Here is a 17,955-nt window from a genome sequence, read left to right as displayed (position 1 = left end):
TGGATGGGCTCGCCGGTGCGGCGGTTCCACAGCAGCGTGGTCTCGCGCTGGTTGGTGATGCCGATGCCGGCCAGGTCTTTGGTGCTCAGCCGCGCGGCGGCCAGCGCTTCGCGTGCGGTGGCCAGCTGCGAGGTCCAGATCTCGGTCGGGTCATGCTCCACCCAGCCGGGCTGCGGGTAGATCTGGCGGAACTCGCGCTGCGCCATGGCCACCACGGTGCCGCGGTGGTCGAACACGATGCTGCGCGAGCTGGACGTGCCCTGGTCGAGTGCCAGCAGGTAGCGGGCGGTCATGGTCGGTCTCCTGAGTCTTCGGTGCCTTCGCCCGCCACCACGCACTGCACGCCGGCCTCGGCCAGCAGGTGCGCGAAAGGGGCCGGCGGCGGCTGGTCGGTGAACAGGCGGTCCACTTGTTCCAGCCGGCCCAGCTCCACCATCGCGGGCCGGTTGAACTTGCTGTGGTCGGCGGCCAGCCACACCTCGCGCGAGTGTTCGAGGATGGCGCGCGCCACCTTCACCTCGCGGTAGTCGTAGTCGCGCAGGGTGCCGTCGTTCTCGATGGCCGAGATGCCGATCAGCCCCACGTCCACCTTGAACTGGCGGATGAAGTCCACCGTGGCCTCGCCCACGATGCCGCGGTCGCGCCCGCGCACCACGCCGCCGGCCACGATCACTTCGCAATCCGGGTTGTCGGACAGGATGGCCGCCACGTTCAGGTTGTTGGTGATCACGCGCAGGCCCTTGCGCTGCAGCAGCTCATGCGCAATGGCCTCGGTGGTGGTGCCGATGTTGAGGATGAGCGAACAGCCGTCGGGCAGGGCCTGCGCGGCGGCGCGGGCAATGCGGCGCTTGGCCTCGTCGTTGAGCAGCTGGCGCTGGCGGTAGGCGATGTTCTCGGTGGTGGAACTGGGCACGCGCGCGCCGCCGTGAAAGCGCGCCAGCAGGCCCGCATCGGACAGCAAACGAACATCGCGGCGGGCGGTCTGCAGTGTCACGCCGAAGTGCTCGGCCAGCGTTTCGACCGAGACCGAACCACGCGTCTTCACCAGCGTCAGCATGCCTTCCTGGCGCGGATTGGGGGTCAGCGAATGGGCCACGGCAGGGAGGGTAGGCGCAAACCGCGCGGCTGACTCCCCGGCGGTTTGCCTACTTGTCAGCCGCTCGCGAAACCGCTAAAACGAAAAAAGAAGCGCGATAACGAACGCGAAACGAACTTCAAACGAACGTCGGCCCTGGTCGGCGTGCTGACCAGGAGACATGCCCTTGAACCCGCTGCCCCCCAGCGACCAGCCCCTGACCTGCGACGTGCTCGTCGTCGGCGGCGGCATCAATGGCGCCGGCATCGCACGCGACCTGGCGGGCCGCGGTGCCAAGGTGGTGCTGTGCGAGCAGCACGACCTGGCCCAGCACACCTCCTCGTCGTCCACCAAGCTCATCCACGGCGGGCTGCGCTACCTGGAGTACTACGAGTTCTCGCTGGTGCGCAAGGCGCTGGCCGAGCGCGAGGTGCTGATCAAGGCCGCGCCGCACATCATGTGGCCGCTGCGCTTCGTGATGCCGCACGACCCCAAGGCCAACTTCCTGCGCCCGGCCTGGATGATCCGCGCCGGCCTGTTCCTGTACGACCACCTGGCCAAGCGCGAGGTGCTGCCCGGCAGCAAGACCGTGGACCTGCGCACCCATGCGGCCGGCCGGCCGCTCAAGCCCGGCTTCACGAAAGGCTTCGTCTACTCCGACGGCTGGGTGGACGATGCGCGCCTGGTGCTGCTGAACGTGCTCGATGCTCAGCAGCACGGCGCCACCATCTACACCCGCACCAGCTGCACCCAGGCCGAGCGCAGCCCGCAGGGCTGGAGCGCCACGCTGCGCCATGCTGACGGCACGCTGCAGCCGGTGCAGGCGCGTGCGCTGGTCAATGCCGCCGGCCCGTGGACGGCGCAGTTCCTCAAGCAGCAGGCGCACTTGCAGGGCAGCAAGAGCCTGCGGCTCATCAAGGGCTCGCACATCGTCGTCAAGAAGATGTTCGAGCACGACCATGCCTACATCTTCCAGAACCCCGACAAGCGCATCATCTTTGCGATCCCCTACGAAGACGACTTCACGCTGATCGGCACCACCGACGTCGAGCACCACGGCCCCATCGGCACGGCGCGCATCGACCAATCGGAGATCGATTACCTGTGCGAACAGGCCAGCCGCTACTTCGCCAAGCCGGTGACGCCGGCCGACGTGGTGTGGACCTACAGCGGCGTGCGGCCGCTGCTGGACGACGAATCCAGCGACGCCTCGGCCGTGACGCGCGACTACCTGCTGGACCTGGACACCACCGCCGCGCCGTTGCTCAGCGTGTGGGGCGGCAAGATCACCACCTTCCGCAAGCTGGCCGAAGAGGCCGCCGATCTGCTGCAGGCGCCGCTGGGCCTGGCGCAAGGCGCCTGGACCGCCGGTGCGGTGATGCCCGGTGGCGACATCGCGGCCTGGCCCGACGTGGCCAGTTCCCTGTCGGCCCCCGCCGCGGCCCGCCGCCGCGACGCCGCGGCGCCGGTGGCCCGGCCCGACGCGATTCCCCGCTTCGAGGCCGCGCTGGCCCGCAGCCACCCCTGGCTGCCGCAGCCGCTGCGCCAGCGCTGGGCGCGCAGCTATGGCAGCCGCGTGGCGCTGTTCCTGCCCGCCGATGCCAGCGGCCTGGCGTCGCTGGGCACCGAGGTGGCGCCCTGTCTGTACGAGGCCGAGCTGCGCTACCTCCACGCGCATGAATGGGCCCGCAGCGCCGACGACGCCCTGTGGCGCCGCACCAAGCTGGGCCTGCACTTGACCGAAGCCCAGCGCGCGGCCGTCGCCGCCTGGTGGGCGGCGCAATTTCCCGGCGAAACCACCCCCGCCGACCAGACCATGGCGGGCCTGCCGCCTGAAATGGCCACCAAGAAGTAAACGATGGAACTCACGCTCGAACGCGTCGACAAGCAGGTGGGGGCGGCGCACCACCTGTACCCGATCGACCTGCGGCTGCAGCCCAATGCCGTGACGGTGTTGCTGGGCGCAACACAGGCCGGCAAGACCTCGCTGATGCGGCTGATGGCGGGGCTGGACACGCCTTCGCACGGCCAGGTGAGGGTCGACGGCCGCGACGTCACCGGCGTGCCGGTGCGCGACCGCAACGTGGCCATGGTGTACCAGCAGTTCATCAACTATCCGTCGATGACGGTGGCCGACAACATCGCCTCGCCGTTGAAGCTGCGCGGCGGCCTCGACCGCGCCGCCATCGACCACCAGGTGCAGGCGCTGGCCGAACGGCTGCACATCGACCCCTTCCTGAAGAGGCTGCCGGCCGAGCTGTCGGGCGGCCAGCAGCAGCGCGTGGCCATGGCGCGTGCGCTGGCCAAGGGCGCGCCGTTGCTGCTGCTGGACGAGCCGCTGGTCAACCTCGACTACAAGCTGCGCGAAGAGCTGCGCGAAGAACTGGTGGCCCTGTTTGCGGGCGGCGAATCCACCGTGGTCTACGCCACCACCGAGCCCACCGAAGCCCTGCTGCTGGGCGGCTACACCGCGGTGATGGATGCGGGCGAGCTGCTGCAGTACGGCCCCACCTCCGAAGTGTTCCACCGGCCGCGATCCATCCGCGTGGCGCGGGCCTTCAGCGACCCGCCGATGAACCTGCTGCCCGCCAGCCACACCGCCGGCGGCGTGCAGCTGGCCGGCGGCCCGGTGCTGCCGGTGGCGCTGGCCAACGACGCCCGCGCCAGTAGCCTGACCGTGGGCGTGCGGGCGCCGGCCTTCCGCGTCACCGGCCGCCCCGGCGACCTGACGCTGCCCGGCCAGGTGGAGCTGGCCGAGATCAGCGGCTCCGACACCTTCGTGCATGTGCACACCGCCGTGGGCGAAGTGGTGGCCCAGCTCACTGGCGTGCATGTGCTCGACCTGGGCAGCAACGTCACCCTCTACCTCGACCCCGCGCAGGCCTACGTGTTCGATGCCGCGGGCGACTTGCTGGTGGCCCCGGCCGGACGCAACTGACATGGCACGCATCGACCTCGACCTGGCGCACTCGTACCGCCCCGACCCGCAGCAGGACAGCGACTACGCGCTGCTGCCGCTGAAGATGAGCTTCGTGGATGGCGGCGCCTATGCGCTGCTCGGCCCTTCGGGCTGCGGCAAGACCACCATGCTCAACATCATCTCGGGTCTGGTGCAGCCTTCGCACGGCACCGTGAAGTTCGACGACCGCGACGTCACCCGCGCCTCGCCGCAGGAACGCAACATCGCCCAGGTGTTCCAGTTCCCGGTGATCTACGACACCATGACCGTCGGCGAGAACCTGGCCTTTCCGCTGAAAAACCGCGGCGTGGCACCGGCCCGCATCAAGGAACGCGTGGGCCGCATCGCCGAGATGCTGGAGATGAGCGGCCAGCTCGACATGCGCGCCTCGGGCCTGGCGGCCGATGCCAAGCAGAAGATCTCGCTGGGCCGCGGCCTGGTGCGCGAAGACGTCAGCGCCGTGCTGTTCGACGAGCCGTTGACCGTGATCGACCCGCACCTGAAGTGGCAGCTGCGGCGCAAGCTCAAGCAGATCCACCATGAGCTCAAGCTCACGCTGATCTACGTCACCCACGACCAGGTGGAAGCGCTGACCTTCGCCGACCAGGTGGTGGTGATGACCCGCGGCCGCGCGGTGCAGGTGGGCAGTGCGTCCGATCTGTTCGAGCGGCCCACGCACACCTTCGTCGGCCACTTCATCGGCTCGCCGGGCATGAACTTCCTGCCCGCGCAGTGGGACGGCCGCCAGCTCAGCGTGGCCGGCCAGGCCATGCCGGGCGTGCCCGCGCTGGCCGCCTCGGCGACATTGACGCAGGGCGGCGACCTCAAGCTCGGCGTGCGGCCCGAGTACGTCGAGCTGGCCCGTGAAGGCGACGCTGGTGCGCTGCCGGCCACCGTCACCCGCGTGCAGGACGTGGGCACCTATCTGCTGCTCACCGCCCGCCTGGGCGAGGTGCTGATCAAGGCCCGCCTGGCTCCTGGCACCCCGGTGCCCGGTGAAGGCGGCACGGTGTGGCTGGCCCTGGTGGGCCCGCACACCTGCTTCTACAAAAACGAGGAACTGGTGGCATGAGCGCGATCAAGCCGGTCAACCAGAAGGCGTGGCTGCTGGTGCTGCCCGTCTTCATCTGCGTGGCCTTCTCGGCCATCCTGCCGCTGATGACGGTGGTGAACTACTCGGTGCAGGACATCATCAGCCCCGAGCGGCGGGTGTTCGTCGGCACCGAATGGTTCGCCAGCGTGATGCGCGACGAAGAGCTGCACGGCGCGCTGCTGCGGCAGATCATCTATTCGCTGTCGGTGCTGGCGGTGGAAATTCCGCTGGGCATCCTGCTGGCGCTGGCCATGCCGGCCCAGGGCTGGAAGTCGTCGGCCGTGCTGGTGCTGGTGGCGCTGTCGCTGCTGATTCCCTGGAACGTGGTGGGCACCATCTGGCAGATCTACGGCCGTGCCGACATCGGCCTGCTGGGCCACACGCTGGAACAGCTGGGCTTCGATTACAGCTACACCGGCAATGCCACCCATGCCTGGCTCACCGTGCTGGTGATGGACGTGTGGCACTGGACGCCGCTGGTGGCGCTGCTGTGCTACGCCGGCCTGCGCAGCATCCCCGATGCGTACTACCAGGCCGCCCGCATCGACGGCGCCAGCAAGTTCGCGGTGTTCCGCTACATCCAGCTGCCCAAGATGCGCGGGGTGCTGATGATCGCGGTGCTGCTGCGCTTCATGGACAGCTTCATGATCTACACCGAGCCCTTCGTGCTCACCGGCGGCGGCCCGGGCAATGCCACCACCTTCCTCAGCCAGTACCTCACCCAGAAGGCCGTGGGCCAGTTCGACCTCGGCCCCGCCGCCGCCTTCTCGCTGATCTACTTCTTCATCATCCTGCTGCTGTGCTTCATCCTCTACAACTGGATGCAGCGCGTGGGCACCGCCGACAAGGAGCACACCGGTGAATAAGCAGGGCTTCCAGAAGCGCACGCTGTTCTTGCTGCTGTACCTCGTCTTCGCCATCCTGCCGATCTACTGGATGACGATGATGTCCTTCAAGACCAACCAGGAGATCCTGTCCAGCTTCAGCCTGTGGCCGCAGGATTTCACCTGGGATAACTACAAGACCATCTTCACCGACGAGAGCTGGTACTCGGGCTACATCAACAGCCTGATCTACGTGGCCATCAACACGGTGATCAGCATCACCGTGGCGCTGCCGGCGGCCTATGCCTTCAGCCGCTTCAGCTTCCTGGGCGACAAGCACGTCTTCTTTTGGCTGCTGACCAACCGCATGACGCCGCCCGCGGTGTTCTTGCTGCCCTTCTTCCAGCTCTACACCACCGTGGGCCTGATGGACACCCACCTGGCCGTGGCGCTGGCGCACCTGGTGTTCAACGTGCCGCTGGCGGTGTGGATCCTGGAAGGCTTCATGAGCGGCATCCCGCGCGAGATCGACGAGACGGCCTACATCGACGGCTACAGCTTCCCGCGCTTTTTCCTCACCATCTTCCTGCCGCTGATCAAGGCGGGCGTGGGCGTGGCCGCGTTCTTCTGCTTCATGTTCAGCTGGGTGGAGCTGCTGCTGGCGCGCACGCTGACCAGCGTGGACGCCAAGCCCATCGTGGCGACGATGACCCGCACCGTGAGTGCCTCCGGCATGGACTGGGCCACGCTGGCCGCGGCCGGGGTGCTCACCATCGTGCCGGGCGCCATCGTGATCTGGTTCGTGCGGCACTACATCGCCAAGGGCTTCGCCATGGGACGCGTTTGACGTGGCCCATCGACGTAAAGGGAGAGTCTGATGTTTGCCTGGATGGTCTGGACGACGCCCGTCGCCGTCTTCTTCACCTGCATCGTGCTGATGCTCATCGGCATGACCGTGTGGGAGCTCAAGAGCCCCACCGTCATGCGCAAGGGCTGGCTGCCGATGGCCACCACGCGCGGCGACCGGCTGTTCATCGGCCTGCTCACCGCCGCCTACATCAACCTGGCCTGGGTGGGCCTGGGTGAGCATTTGGCGCAATGGTTCTCGCTGGAGCAGGAGCCCAGCGTGTGGTTCAGCTTCGTGCTGTCCATGGCCGTGCTCGGATTGATCATGAAGAAGGGCTGAGGCCCGCTTTGAAGAAGGGAATCCGGCCCGGTGCTTCCCCGGGGCCGTGGTCACCCGAACCGCAGTCGCGGGGAAGCACACCGAGGAGACAAACATGAACCTGCGTTACAGCGCACTCGCCCTGGCAGCCCTGCTGACCATGGCCGGCCCGTTGGCCCATGCCGGGGAGGCGGAAGCCAAGAAATGGGTCGACAGCGAATTCCAGCCGTCGACCCTGAGCAAAGACCAGCAGATGGCCGAGATGAAGTGGTTCATCGAAGCCGCCAAGAAGCTGCAGGCCAAGGGTGTGAAGGAGATCTCGGTGGTGTCCGAGACCATCACCACCCATGAGTACGAAGCCAAGACCCTGGCCAAGGCCTTCACCGAGATCACCGGCATCACCGTCAAGCACGACCTGATCCAGGAAGGCGACGTGGTCGAGAAGCTGCAGACCTCGATGCAGTCGGGCAAGAGCATCTACGACGGCTGGATCAGCGACTCCGACCTGATCGGCACCCACTACCGCTACGGCAAGGTGCTCAACCTGACCGACTACATGACCGGCGCCGGCAAGGAGTGGACCAACCCCGGCCTGGACCTGCAGGACTTCATCGGCACCAAGTTCACCACCGCGCCCGACGGCAAGCTGTACCAGCTGCCTGACCAGCAGTTCGCCAACCTGTACTGGTTCCGCGCCGACCTGTTCGAGCGCAAGGACCTGAAGGACAAGTTCAAGGCCAAGTACGGCTACGACCTGGGCGTGCCGCTGAACTGGAGCGCCTACGAGGACATCGCCGAGTTCTTCACCAACGACGTGAAGCAGATCGACGGCAAGCCGATCTACGGCCACATGGACTACGGCAAGAAGGACCCGTCGCTGGGCTGGCGCTTCACCGACGCCTGGCTGTCGATGGCCGGCTCGGCCGACATCGGCACGCCCAACGGCCTGCCGATCGACGAGTGGGGCATCCGCGTGGCCGACGACAAGTGCACGCCGGTGGGCGCCAGCGTGGAGCGCGGCGGTGCCACCAACTCGCCCGCAGCCGTCTATGCACTCACCAAGTACGTCGACTGGATGAAGAAGTACGCCCCGAAGGAAGCCACCGGCATGACCTTCGGCGAAGCAGGCCCGGTGCCCGCGCAAGGCCAGATCGCGCAGCAGATCTTCTGGTACACGGCCTTCACCGCCGACATGACCAAGCCCGGCCTGCCGGTGGTCAACGCCGACGGCACGCCCAAGTGGCGCATGGCCCCTGGCCCCAACGGCCCGTACTGGAAGCAGGGCATGCAGAACGGCTACCAGGACGTGGGCAGCTGGACCTTCTTCTCGGGCCATGACGCCAACAAGACCGCAGCGGCCTGGCTGTATGCGCAGTTCGTGACCGCCAAGACCACCAGCCTGAAGAAGACGCTGGTGGGCCTGACGCCCATCCGCGAAAGCGACATCCAGAGCAAGGCCATGACCGACATGGCGCCCAAGCTGGGTGGCCTGGTGGAGTTCTATCGCAGCCCCGCCCGCGTGGCCTGGAGCCCCACCGGCACCAACGTGCCCGACTACCCCAAGCTGGCCCAGCTGTGGTGGAAGAACGTGGCCCAGGCCGTGACCGGCGAGAAGACCCCGCAGGCCGCGATGGACACGCTGGCCAAGGAGATGGACGACGTGATGGCCCGGCTGGAACGTGCCGGCATGGCCAAGTGCGCGCCCAAGCTCAACAAGCGCGAAGACCCCAAGAAGTGGCTGAGCGACAAGCAGGCCCCGTGGGCCAAGCTGGCCAACGAAAAGCCGAAGGGCGAAACCATCGCCTATGACAGCCTGCTGAGCGCCTGGAAGGCCGGCAAGGCCCGGTGATGGGGCACCCGGCCCATGCGTACATGGGCCCACCCTCCGAGAGGGTTGCCGCGGCCGCCTTCGGAGCGGCCGGGCGGCGGCCGCGGGGCTGTGCTTAGCGAGCTAAGCCGTACCTGAAACGCCGACGGGCCCGTGAGGGCCCGTTGGGTCGGTGGTGGCGCCTCACGTCTCAGGCGCCCGAGGGGTCCGCGCTTCAGCGGCCCTTCACGGCGTCCTTGACGTCTTCCTTGGCGTCGCCGTAGGTCTTCTGGGTCGTGCCCTTGGCCTGGTCGGCCAGGCCTTCGGATTCCAGCTTCTCGTTGCCGACGGCCTTGCCGATGGCTTCCTTGATGTGGCCCTTGGCGTCCGTCAGGCGGCCCTTGACTTGATCGTCGTTCATGGTGGTTCCTTCGTAGGCTTTGTGGGGTGGAAGGCCGCGCTGTTGCGCCGCCGCCCGCTGTCTTGTTCAGCGGTGAAGCCACTGTGCCCCCGCCTCACACTCGTAACCGTCGGTCCGGGGCGCGGTTGCATGTAGGGCGACGCCGCATGCCATCATCGGCGCATGCAAGCGGTGCCCGAGCAGTTCGACCACCCGGCCGACCGGGCCGAGTTCCGCCGGCCCACGCACCGGCCGGGCGTGGAGCTGTACCGCGCCCACATCGTCCGGCATGCCTTCGAGCCGCACACCCATGACGCCTATGGCCTGGGTGCCATCGCGGCCGGAGTCGAGCGCTTCCGTTACCGCGGCAGCGACCACCTGGCCGCCGCCGGCTCGGTGGTGCTGATGAACCCCGACGAGCTGCACACCGGCCGCGCCGAGACCGAAGGCGGCTGGCGCTACCGCATGCTGTACCTCGACGCCCCCCTGCTGCAGGCCGTGACGGGTGATGGCGCCTGGCACTTCGATGCCGCGGTGCTGCACGCGCCGCGGCTGGCGGCCCAGGTGGGCCAGCGGCTCGGCGCGCTGTGGCTGGCCGATGACCCGCTGGCTTTCGACAGCCACCTGCAAGAGCTGCTGGCGCTGCTGCGGCCCCGCGTGCAGGCCAGCGCCACGCGGCCGGCAGGGGCGCCGCAGCGCTTTGCCGCGGTGATCGACTACCTGCACGCCCACCTGGCCGAGCCGTTGCGGCTGGAGCAGCTGGCGGCCGTGGCCGGCCTCAGCCCGTTCCATTTCCAGCGCAGCTTCAAGGCCGCCCATGGCGCCACGCCCCACCAGATGCTGATGGCGCTGCGCCTGCTGCAGGCCAAGCAGCGGCTGGCGCGCGGCCACAAGCCGGCCGACGTGGCCGCCGCGGTGGGCCTGACCGACCAGGCGCACCTGACCCGCGCCTTCGTGAACCGATACGGCGTGACGCCGGCGCGTTACGCACGGCAGGTGGGCGGCCGCTGAAGGGCGACCCCGGCGCAGCGCAAGCCGGTACAAGACGGCGGCCGGCCGCAGCGCCGACACTTGCGCCCATGCTCATCGGTACCTTGTTCGCCCTGGCCGCCGGCCTGATGTGGGGCCTCGTCTTCGTCGCGCCCACGCTGCTGCCCGACTACCCGGCCACCTTGCTGTCCTTCGGCCGCTACCTGGCCTTCGGCCTCATCGCGCTGCCCATGCTGTGGCTGGACCGGCGGCGCATGGCCCAGTTCACCCGCGCCGACTGGATCGAGGCGGCCAAGCTCTCGCTGGTGGGCAACGTGCTGTACTACCTGTGCCTGTCGGCCGCCATCCAGCGCGCGGGCGGGCCGCTGCCCACCATGATCATCGGCACGCTGCCGGTGGTGATCGCCATCTGCTCCAACCTGCGTGATGCCGAGCGTGACGGCCGCTTGCCCTGGCTGCGGCTGGCGCCTTCGCTGGGCCTCATTGCGCTGGGCATCGGCTGCGTCAACCAGGCTGAGCTGCAGCAGCTGCGCGCCGACCCCGCCGCCGACCTGGGTCGCTATGCCACCGGTGCGCTGCTGGCCATCGCGGCCGTGGCCTGCTGGACCTGGTATCCGATGCGCAATGCCGACTGGCTGCGCCACCACACCGACCGCAGCCCGCGCAGCTGGGCCACCGCGCAAGGCATCGCCACGCTGCCGATGGCGGTGCTGGGCTTGGCCGGCGTGTGGATCTGGAACAGCGCGACGGCGCAGCCCTTCGACATGCCGCTGGGGCCCACGCCCGGCCTGTTCCTGGGGCTGATGCTGGCCATCGGGCTGTTTGCCTCCTGGCTGGGCACGCTGTGCTGGAACGAGGCCAGCCAGCGCCTGCCCACCACGCTGGTGGGCCAGCTCATCGTGTTCGAGACGCTGTCAGCCCTGGCCTATGCCTTCCTGCTGCGCGGCCAGTGGCCGGCGCCGGCCACGCTGGCGGGCATCGTGCTGCTGGTGGCCGGCGTGGCCTGGGCGCTGCGCGTGCGGCCCGAGCCGGTGGAGGCCGTGGAAGCCCACGTGGGCTGACGGTCGAGCCGGGCTTCAGCCCGGCTGCAGAAACACCGTGAGCACCCCCGTGTAGCCGTACAGGTGGTGGCGAGCGATCTCGCCGCCGGCGAAAAAACCGACCAGCGGCACGTCGCCCAGCGCATGCTGCACGATCTGCATCTCGGCCGAGGGTGAGCCGAAGTGCGGGCCGCCGCGGCCGGCGCAGCTGATGTACAGCGCACCGGCCACCCGCTGCATCGGGTCGGCCGGGCCGCTGGCGGCGTCGGCGCCTTCGGTGGCGGGCTCCAGCTCTTCGCGGATCTCGCTGCAGATGCGCACCAGGTCGCGCCGCGCGGCCTGCACGTCGCGGTGGCAGAAGGCCAGCTGCATGCCAGGCTCCACCAGGTCGGCCACGGCGATGCCGCGGGCACCCGGGTCCAGGCCCACCAGGTGGCGCACCCGGGTGTCGGTGCCGAACTGGCCGGGCCGCGTCAGCAGGTCGCTGCCGCCGTCGGTCAGGCCCACCAGCGTAGCGCGCAGCTTGGGCAGCGCGGCATGCGGGTCGTCCAGCTCGATGCCCAGGTCGCGCAGCAGGCAGTCCAGCGCCGGCTCGCCGTCCAGCGCGGTGACCACATTGCGCTGCGCCGCCGTCACCCGGCGCACCGGCCCCACCGGCTGGCAGCCCTGGGTGACGCGCGACAGCAGCGGCAGCCCCTGCGCAAAGCCCACGCCCGACAGCCCGCCGCGGCACACCGTGTCGGCGATGTGCAGCGCGCCGTGGCGGCCGGCGGCCAGGCCGCCGAACAGGTAGCCCGAGGCGGTGCGGCCGCTCAGCTCGCCGATCAGCTCGGCCAGGTCGGGCGTGCCGGGGTCGGCATGCACCAGCGCCGTGTACGGCTCCTTGCCGCCCAATGGCCGCGCGCCCGAAAACACCTGGAAGCTGTCAGTGGCCAGCGGTGCCAGCATCAGCGCCAGCGCCGGCTCGTCGATGTATTCCACGCCGCTGGCGGCCACGCCCACGCCCACCGAGCCCACCCAGCTGAGGCCGGGCCAGCGGGTGTTCAGCTCTTCCAGCAAGGCGTCGGCATGGGCCGAGTAGTGGTCGCTGAAGTACACGAAGCCCAGGCTGAAGTCGGGCGCACCGGCCTTGACGGCGCGTGCATGGGCGGCGCGCTGGGCATCGATCTGCGCGGCTGCCAGGGCCAGGGCCATGCGCCAGTCGGGGTGCGTGGCGTGGGCGTGGATGAACGGGATCATGGAAACGGCGGTGATGAAGGGTCAGCCAGCGGCCGGTCGCTTGCGCGCCGCCTTGCGGGCTGGGGCCTTCTTGGCGGGTGCGGCGGCGGCAGGCGCGTCGGCCTTGGCGGCGCGGGCGGCTGCCGGGGCCGGCGCGGGCGCGGCCGGCGTCAGCGGCGGCATCTTGGCCAGCTGGGCCACCTGCGCGGCATGGGCCGAGCCTTCCTTGATGGCTTCGGTCGCCAGTTCGGTGAACTGCTTGGTCAGCGCGCCCCACCACTGCATCGGGTCGACCACGCCGGCCGGCTTCTCGGCCCTGGCATCGGCATCGGCAGCCGGCTCGGGCGTGGCCGCAGGCGCGGGCGCCGCCACTTCCGGCAGCTTGATCTTCATCGCCTCCTGCAGATCCTTGACCTGCACGTTCATGGTCTTGAGCGTGCTCAGCGTCATGCGCTGCACTTCCAGCGCCTGGATGGTGGCCGCCAGCATGCGGGCGTTCTGCTCCAGCCAGAACTGCACCGTCTTCAGCTCGTCGATGCGCTTGGTCAGCTCGGCCGGGTCCAGCGTGGGGGCCACCCATTGGCCGATGGACGGCATCGCCGAGCCGGCGCCCTTGACCAGGTTCTGCAGGAAGTCGAAGCCGGGCACGAGGGAAGAGAAGGGGGAGGCGCTGTCGGCCATGGATGGGTCTCCTGGGCGTGGTGTCGAGGGGGTCGGGGGCGGGTACGGCTGCGACCCATTGTGCACAGCGGTGCCGCCGTGCCTGCGCGGGCTTACCGCAAGGGCACCCGGGCCACCGTGTAGCCGCGCTGCGCCAGCAGCCGGGGCAGCGCCTGCGGGCCGGTCATGTGCAGTGCCCCCACGGCCACGAAGAGGCGCCGGCCTTCGCGCTGCAGCGCGTCGATGCGTTCGGCCAGGCCGGGGTTGCGCTCGTCGTTCAGCCGCTGCAGCTGGCGGCGGTCTTCGTCGGTTTCCACGCATTCGCACCACTGGTCGTAGCGCTCGAGCTGTTCCAGGTCGCCGCGGGCCCACACGTCGGCCAGGCGCACCACCATGCCGCGGGTGCGGTCCGCCTCCAGCTGTTCCACCATCTGCCGCACCAGGCGCTGGGCCTCGGCCGGGTCGGGCGGCACCAGCGCGGCCATCTGCAGCTCGGGCGTTTCCAGCGACACGATCTTGCGCCCCAGCGCCGTCATGAAGCCGCTGAGGGCGAATTCCTGCGCATAGGCCGGGTCCAGCCCATCGACACGCGCCGCCAGCGTGGTGAGGGCCAGCGCCTGCATCACCGGATGCGGCTGCCCGCTCGCAGGCAGGCAGGCCGCGCGGCTGAGGCGGTCGAGTCGCGCCTGCAGCGCCGGCGGCAGCGGCGGCACGTCGGCGCCGGGCGTCACCATGCTGTCGGCCACCTTGCGGGCCAGCGCGGGGTCGCTGAAATCCAGCTCCAGCGCCAGGGTGTCGCTGGCGCGCAGCGCTTCGTTCACCGTCGGGCCGGGCACGGCCCAGGCCAGCTTGCCCACGTGCACCGTGCCGTACAGGTAGCCGGCATGGCCGTCGCGCTCGAAGCGCCACAAGAAGCCGTGGTCGCGCGCCTGCGCGATGGCGGTGCGCAGCTGCTCGGGCGTGGGCTGCGTGGCCACCGGCGGGCAGTCGGTGCGGTACGCGGGCTCGGCGGCCACCGCGGGCTGCCCCCACAGGCCGGCGACGGTGGTGGCCAGCGCCAGCAGCCGGCGCCAGCCGGGGGTGTGCAGCAGCTTGTGAACGAATGGGCTCATGGGCTCGGGGGTTCAAAGCGCAGCACGCCGCCGCGCTGGCTGAAATGCATCTTCGACAACACGTCCATGCCCAGCAGCGGCGCTTCCAGCGCGGGCAGCACCGTCACCCGCAGGCGGTCGGCGCTCACGCCGCCTTGCAGCTCGATGTCGGCACGTGCCAGGCTGCCGCGCACCACGCCGCCGGCGGTGGAGGAGGTGACGCTGCCTTCCAGCACCAGCCGCGCCTCCTCGGCCAGCGACTGGGGCAAGGCGGTGCTGGTGGCGCCGGTGTCCACCAGAAAGTCCACCGCAATGCCGTTGACGCGGCCCGGCCAGTGAAAGTGCCCGTCGGGCGCGCGGCGCAGCTCCACCACGCCGCCCTGGCTGCTGAAGCGGCTGCGCTGCTGCTCGGCCTGCCACCACTCCACGCCCAGGAACACGGCCACGCCGATCACCAGCCACAGCGTGACCAGCTTGAAGGTGCGCGAGACCTCGCTCATGCAGCCACCGGCGCGCTCAGCGCGCGTCCTCCACCTGCACCGTCTGCTCGATGGCGCCGAACACGCTCTGGCCGTCGGCGCCCTTCATCTCGATGCGGATGGTGTCGCCGTCCTGCATGAAGCCGGTCTTGGGCTCGCCGCCTTCGATGGTTTCGATGGCGCGTTTTTCGGCGATGCAGGCATAGCCGCGCGACCAGTCCTGGTTGCTCACGGTGCCGCTGCCCACGATGCTGCCGGCGCGCACCCGGCGCGTGCGGGCCATGTGGGCGATCAGCTGGCCGAAGTGGAAGGTCATCTCCGGCCCGGCCTCGGTCAGGCCCACGGTGCGGCCGTTCCAGGTGCTTTGCAGCGTCAGGTGCAGGCGGCCGCCGCGCCAGGCTTCGCCCAGTTCGTCGGGGGTCACCGCCACCGGGCTGAAGGCGGTGGCCGGCTTGCTCTGGAAAAAGCCGAAGCCCTTGGCCAGCTCGGCCGGGATCAGGTGGCGCAGGCTCCAGTCGTTGGCCAGCATCACGAGGCGTATGCCTTCCAGCGCCCGCTCGGCGCTGCAGCCCATCGGGATGTCGCCCGTCACCACCGCCAGCTCGGCCTCGAAGTCGATGCCCCAGGCTTCGTCGGCGAACACGGCGGCGTCGCAGGGGCCCAGGAAATCGTCGCTGCCGCCCTGGTACATCAGCGGGTCGGTGTAGAAGCTTTCGGGCACCTCGGCTTTGCGGGCGCGACGCACCAGCTCCACGTGGTTGATGTAGGCTGAGCCGTCGGCCCACTGGCAGGCCCGCGGCAGCGGCGCCATGCACTTGGCGGGCTCGAATGCAAATCCATGCCGTGCCTTGCCCTGGTTCAGGGTCTGGTACAGGTCTTCCAGCTGCGGGCTGATGAAGTTCCAGTCGTCCAGCAACTGCTGCATCCGCGTGGCGATGCCGGTCGCAAAATGGGCTGTGGTGAGGTCGCGGGACACCACCACCAGCTGGCCGTCCCGCGATCCATCCTTGTACGTAGCGAGTTTCATGAAAGCGATTGTGATGGCAGCCCCTGCCAACGGACTGTGGCGTCGCCGATGGGTGCTGGCCGGCGTGGCCGTGGCCACGGTGCTGGTGCATGCCTGGGGCCTGGGCGCCGTGGGCGGTGCCGCCGCGCGGGCGGCCGAGCCGTCAGCCGCTGCACGCCCGGCGCCCTTGACCGTGCGCAGCGTGGCGGCCCAGCCCGTGCCGGCGGCGCTGGCGCAGCCGGTGGCCGTGGCGGGGGTCGAGCGCCTGCCGGTGACCCCGGCGCCGTCGACCACCCTGGCGCGTGGGCACGCCGGGCCGTCGCCGGCGGCCCCGCCGCCCGCTGCCCAGGACGCCACGCCCGCTGCGGGCGATGCGCCGGCGGCTGAGGCCGATGCAGCGCCCGCCCCGGCCGACTCCTCCGCGCCGACCGATCCGCCGCCGGCCGCGGCCGAACGCGACCAGACGGACCCCCAGACACCGCCGCCCGGCCACGAAGGCGAGGCCGGCGGCCCCGTCACCCTGGCGGCGGCCACTGCCGGCATGGCCACCGCCGCCGCTGCGGCGCCGGCCGCCGCCCGCGCCGAGACGGTGCAGGTGCCCGTCTACGCCACACGGCTGGCGGCACCTTTCAGCGCGCGCTACCAGCTCAAGCGGGGCCTGATTTCGGGCAGCGGCACGCTGCGCTGGTCGCCGTCGGCCGACGGCCGCTACGAAGCGCGGCTGGACGGCAGCGTGGCCGGCTTCAACGTGCTGGACTGGACCAGCACCGGCGCCATCGACCGGGCCGGCGTGGCGCCGGAGCGCTTCTTGATCCGCCGCCGCGGCAAGGACGCGCAGGCCGCCAACTTCCAGCGGGCGGCGGGCAAGATCAGCTACTCGGGCCCGTCGGTGCAGTTCGACCTGCCACCCGGCGCGCAGGACCGGCTGAGCTGGATGCTGCAGATCGGCGGCGTGCTCAACGCGTCGCCCAAGCGCTTCAACGTGGGCTCGCGCATCGTGTTTTTCGTCTCGGGCGCGCGTGGCGATGCCGATGTGTGGCAGTTCAACGTGGTGGGGCTGGAAAGCGTGCCCATCGGCGGCGACCGCGAGACGATGGCGCTGAAGCTGGTGCGCGAGCCGCGCAAGGCCTACGACACCCATGTGGAGATCTGGCTGGACCCGGCCAACGAGCATCGGCCTGTGAAGGCCCGCCTGGCCACGGCTGGCAATGACGACGCCTTGGAGCTGTTGCCTGCAGATTGATGGAGCCCCCAAGCTCGCTGCGCTCGCCACCCCCCGAGGGGGCTCTCAGCCGCTTGGGAGCGGCCCGGCGCGGCTGAGGAGAGCCCCCAAGCTCGCTCCGCTCGCCACCCCAAGGGGGCGCACCCGCCCTTGGGGCGGCCCGGCGGCGGAACGTGGAGCCCCCGGGCTCTTTGCAGGCCGGCCGTTTGCCCTGTCAACCCAAACAGGCCTTGATGGCTTGAATATTGCGGCAGCGGCGCCAACTGGCCTGCAAGGAGAAAACTCCATGTTGATGCTCTACAACTCAGACAACTTCGCGGTGGTGCAGTTCGACCTGCCGGGTGACAGCGCCGCCGTGGCGCTGGAGCCCACGGGCACCGACCCCGCGCTCACCCGCGGCGGCTATGAAATCGTCGATAAGTTCGCCCGGAAGGAAATCTTCCTGGAAGGCGCGATGGCTGAAAGCTTCAAGGTCGGCGTCGAGGCGCTGATCCAGACCAGCCCCTCAGAAGACGAGCTGGACGACTACATCGCCCGTTTTACCCAGCTGGCGCAAAACCCCGTCGTCCTGCACTGAGCATGGGAAGGGCTTGCCCAGCCCCGGCGGCTGGGCGAACATGCGGCGTCCACCGATGCCGCGTGCCGTGACTTCCACCGCCGACGTACCGCTGCTGCTGTCGCCCGACCTGCGCGAAGCCCCCGTGCTGGACCGCATGTGCTCGCGCTTCGTGTTGGCGCTCACCATGCGCCATGCGGGCCGTTTCAACCTGCGCCGCGACTGGAACAGCCTGCTCTCCCTCACCGGCCGCCACCTCGTGTGGCCGCAGCCGGTGCTGCAGCGGCTGCGGGCCTTCCTGGTGCAGCGCTGCCAGCACAACGAACACTGGCGCGGCCATGAAGCCCTGGCCGACGAGGCCTTTTTGCAG

Annotated in this window: 19 protein-coding genes and 1 pseudogene; 12 read left to right on the top strand and 8 right to left on the bottom strand. The window is 69.7% G+C overall.

From position 1 onward, the window contains the following. A partial coding sequence (locus tag ABNT58_RS14750) for an FGGY family carbohydrate kinase (RefSeq protein ID WP_348754215.1) occupies window positions 1-293 on the bottom strand: 293 nt, incomplete at its 3' end. Next, window positions 290-1,084: a DeoR/GlpR family DNA-binding transcription regulator gene (locus ABNT58_RS14745; RefSeq protein ID WP_348754216.1), complete on the bottom strand. Its 795-nt coding sequence runs from the start codon at window positions 1,082-1,084 to the stop codon at window positions 290-292. The genes ABNT58_RS14750 and ABNT58_RS14745, both read right to left, overlap by 4 nt. 178 nt (window positions 1,085-1,262) lie before the next feature. On the opposite strand from ABNT58_RS14745, the gene glpD reads away from it, so the two are divergent. The 7 genes from glpD to ABNT58_RS14710 all read left to right on the top strand — a co-directional run bounded on the left by glpD (window position 1,263) and on the right by ABNT58_RS14710 (window position 8,965). Beyond that, a complete protein-coding gene (glpD, locus tag ABNT58_RS14740) occupies window positions 1,263-2,930 on the top strand; it encodes a glycerol-3-phosphate dehydrogenase (RefSeq protein ID WP_348754214.1) in 1,668 nt (555 codons plus the stop codon). A 3-nt stretch (window positions 2,931-2,933) separates the two neighbouring features. Beyond that, entirely contained in the window at window positions 2,934-4,013 is a 1,080-nt protein-coding gene (locus ABNT58_RS14735) for an ABC transporter ATP-binding protein (RefSeq protein ID WP_348754213.1), read from the top strand. A gap of 1 nt (window position 4,014) precedes the next feature. After that, entirely contained in the window at window positions 4,015-5,106 is a 1,092-nt protein-coding gene (locus ABNT58_RS14730; protein ID WP_348754212.1) for an ABC transporter ATP-binding protein, read from the top strand. Then, window positions 5,103-5,993 carry a sugar ABC transporter permease gene (locus ABNT58_RS14725; protein ID WP_348754211.1) on the top strand — a complete coding sequence of 297 codons (891 nt, stop codon included), beginning with the start codon at window positions 5,103-5,105 and terminating at the stop codon, window positions 5,991-5,993. The genes ABNT58_RS14730 and ABNT58_RS14725 overlap by 4 nt, the downstream gene beginning before the upstream one ends. Next, window positions 5,986-6,798, top strand: coding sequence for a carbohydrate ABC transporter permease (locus ABNT58_RS14720; protein ID WP_348754210.1), 813 nt, complete (start codon window positions 5,986-5,988; stop codon window positions 6,796-6,798). The genes ABNT58_RS14725 and ABNT58_RS14720 overlap by 8 nt, the downstream gene beginning before the upstream one ends. A 30-nt stretch (window positions 6,799-6,828) precedes the next feature. Then, complete coding sequence (locus ABNT58_RS14715; RefSeq protein ID WP_348754209.1) at window positions 6,829-7,137, top strand: DUF2160 domain-containing protein; 309 nt, start codon at window positions 6,829-6,831, stop codon at window positions 7,135-7,137. A 94-nt stretch (window positions 7,138-7,231) separates the two neighbouring features. Beyond that, on the top strand, window positions 7,232-8,965 hold the full coding sequence (locus ABNT58_RS14710; protein WP_348754208.1) for an ABC transporter substrate-binding protein: 1,734 nt from the start codon (window positions 7,232-7,234) through the stop codon (window positions 8,963-8,965). Window positions 8,966-9,158: 193 nt separating this feature from the next. Here the strand turns inward: ABNT58_RS14710 and ABNT58_RS14705 are convergent, their stop codons facing one another. Next, complete coding sequence (locus tag ABNT58_RS14705) at window positions 9,159-9,344, bottom strand: CsbD family protein (RefSeq protein ID WP_348754207.1); 186 nt, start codon at window positions 9,342-9,344, stop codon at window positions 9,159-9,161. A 162-nt stretch (window positions 9,345-9,506) separates the two neighbouring features. Between ABNT58_RS14705 and ABNT58_RS14700 the strand changes: the two genes are divergently transcribed. Together ABNT58_RS14700 and ABNT58_RS14695 are read left to right on the top strand one after the other, a co-directional pair. Next, complete coding sequence (locus tag ABNT58_RS14700; RefSeq protein WP_348754206.1) at window positions 9,507-10,334, top strand: AraC family transcriptional regulator; 828 nt, start codon at window positions 9,507-9,509, stop codon at window positions 10,332-10,334. A 68-nt stretch (window positions 10,335-10,402) separates the two neighbouring features. Continuing rightward, entirely contained in the window at window positions 10,403-11,374 is a 972-nt protein-coding gene (locus ABNT58_RS14695) for a DMT family transporter (protein WP_348754205.1), read from the top strand. Between the two features lie 15 nt (window positions 11,375-11,389). Here ABNT58_RS14695 and ABNT58_RS14690 read toward each other — a convergent pair whose 3' ends face one another. From ABNT58_RS14690 to ABNT58_RS14670, 5 genes are all read right to left on the bottom strand, one after another. Continuing rightward, window positions 11,390-12,592 carry an FIST N-terminal domain-containing protein gene (locus ABNT58_RS14690; RefSeq protein ID WP_348754204.1) on the bottom strand — a complete coding sequence of 401 codons (1,203 nt, stop codon included), beginning with the start codon at window positions 12,590-12,592 and terminating at the stop codon, window positions 11,390-11,392. A 21-nt stretch (window positions 12,593-12,613) separates the two neighbouring features. Beyond that, the gene (locus ABNT58_RS14685) at window positions 12,614-13,252 is read right to left on the bottom strand and encodes a PhaM family polyhydroxyalkanoate granule multifunctional regulatory protein (protein WP_348754203.1); all 639 of its coding nucleotides are present in this window, start codon (window positions 13,250-13,252) and stop codon (window positions 12,614-12,616) included. A 92-nt stretch (window positions 13,253-13,344) separates the two neighbouring features. Beyond that, on the bottom strand, window positions 13,345-14,343 hold the full coding sequence (locus ABNT58_RS14680) for a TraB/GumN family protein (protein ID WP_348754202.1): 999 nt from the start codon (window positions 14,341-14,343) through the stop codon (window positions 13,345-13,347). Beyond that, window positions 14,340-14,822 (bottom strand): retropepsin-like aspartic protease, encoded by a 483-nt coding sequence (locus tag ABNT58_RS14675; protein ID WP_348754201.1) that lies wholly within the window; start codon window positions 14,820-14,822, stop codon window positions 14,340-14,342. Before ABNT58_RS14675 ends, ABNT58_RS14680 begins: the two co-directional genes overlap by 4 nt. A 16-nt stretch (window positions 14,823-14,838) precedes the next feature. Next, window positions 14,839-15,828 carry a fumarylacetoacetate hydrolase family protein gene (locus ABNT58_RS14670; RefSeq protein WP_348754200.1) on the bottom strand — a complete coding sequence of 330 codons (990 nt, stop codon included), beginning with the start codon at window positions 15,826-15,828 and terminating at the stop codon, window positions 14,839-14,841. Between the two features lie 13 nt (window positions 15,829-15,841). Between ABNT58_RS14670 and ABNT58_RS14665 the strand changes: the two genes are divergently transcribed. The 3 genes and pseudogenes from ABNT58_RS14665 to ABNT58_RS14655 all read left to right on the top strand — a co-directional run. Beyond that, on the top strand, window positions 15,842-17,050 hold the full coding sequence (locus tag ABNT58_RS14665; protein WP_348754199.1) for a DUF3108 domain-containing protein: 1,209 nt from the start codon (window positions 15,842-15,844) through the stop codon (window positions 17,048-17,050). A 265-nt stretch (window positions 17,051-17,315) separates the two neighbouring features. Beyond that, window positions 17,316-17,606, top strand: a complete 291-nt coding sequence (locus ABNT58_RS14660) for a DUF3567 domain-containing protein (RefSeq protein ID WP_348754198.1) — start codon at window positions 17,316-17,318, stop codon at window positions 17,604-17,606. Window positions 17,607-17,673: 67 nt separating this feature from the next. Then, window positions 17,674-17,955: pseudogene (locus tag ABNT58_RS14655) on the top strand (ATPase); the annotation flags it as partial.

The organism is uncultured Aquincola sp. (assembly GCF_964001545.1).
Taxonomy (GTDB): Bacteria; Pseudomonadota; Gammaproteobacteria; order Burkholderiales; family Burkholderiaceae_C; genus Aquincola.
This window is presented reverse-complemented; position numbering and strand designations above follow the sequence as displayed.

Bases quoted from the DNA above. Each gene is read 5' to 3' on its own strand.
- ABNT58_RS14735 (WP_348754213.1), top strand. From the start codon at position 2,934: ATGGAACTCACGCTCGAACGCGTCGACAAGCAGGTGGGGGCGGCGCAC.
- ABNT58_RS14730 (WP_348754212.1), top strand. From the start codon at position 4,015: ATGGCACGCATCGACCTCGACCTGGCGCACTCGTACCGCCCCGACCCG.
- ABNT58_RS14725 (WP_348754211.1), top strand. From the start codon at position 5,103: ATGAGCGCGATCAAGCCGGTCAACCAGAAGGCGTGGCTGCTGGTGCTG.
- ABNT58_RS14715 (WP_348754209.1), top strand. From the start codon at position 6,829: ATGTTTGCCTGGATGGTCTGGACGACGCCCGTCGCCGTCTTCTTCACC.
- ABNT58_RS14710 (WP_348754208.1), top strand. From the start codon at position 7,232: ATGAACCTGCGTTACAGCGCACTCGCCCTGGCAGCCCTGCTGACCATG.
- ABNT58_RS14705 (WP_348754207.1), bottom strand. From the start codon at position 9,344: ATGAACGACGATCAAGTCAAGGGCCGCCTGACGGACGCCAAGGGCCAC.
- ABNT58_RS14700 (WP_348754206.1), top strand. From the start codon at position 9,507: ATGCAAGCGGTGCCCGAGCAGTTCGACCACCCGGCCGACCGGGCCGAG.
- ABNT58_RS14695 (WP_348754205.1), top strand. From the start codon at position 10,403: ATGCTCATCGGTACCTTGTTCGCCCTGGCCGCCGGCCTGATGTGGGGC.
- ABNT58_RS14690 (WP_348754204.1), bottom strand. From the start codon at position 12,592: ATGATCCCGTTCATCCACGCCCACGCCACGCACCCCGACTGGCGCATG.
- ABNT58_RS14685 (WP_348754203.1), bottom strand. From the start codon at position 13,252: ATGGCCGACAGCGCCTCCCCCTTCTCTTCCCTCGTGCCCGGCTTCGAC.
- ABNT58_RS14680 (WP_348754202.1), bottom strand. From the start codon at position 14,343: ATGAGCCCATTCGTTCACAAGCTGCTGCACACCCCCGGCTGGCGCCGG.
- ABNT58_RS14675 (WP_348754201.1), bottom strand. From the start codon at position 14,822: ATGAGCGAGGTCTCGCGCACCTTCAAGCTGGTCACGCTGTGGCTGGTG.
- ABNT58_RS14670 (WP_348754200.1), bottom strand. From the start codon at position 15,828: ATGAAACTCGCTACGTACAAGGATGGATCGCGGGACGGCCAGCTGGTG.
- ABNT58_RS14665 (WP_348754199.1), top strand. From the start codon at position 15,842: ATGGCAGCCCCTGCCAACGGACTGTGGCGTCGCCGATGGGTGCTGGCC.
- ABNT58_RS14660 (WP_348754198.1), top strand. From the start codon at position 17,316: ATGTTGATGCTCTACAACTCAGACAACTTCGCGGTGGTGCAGTTCGAC.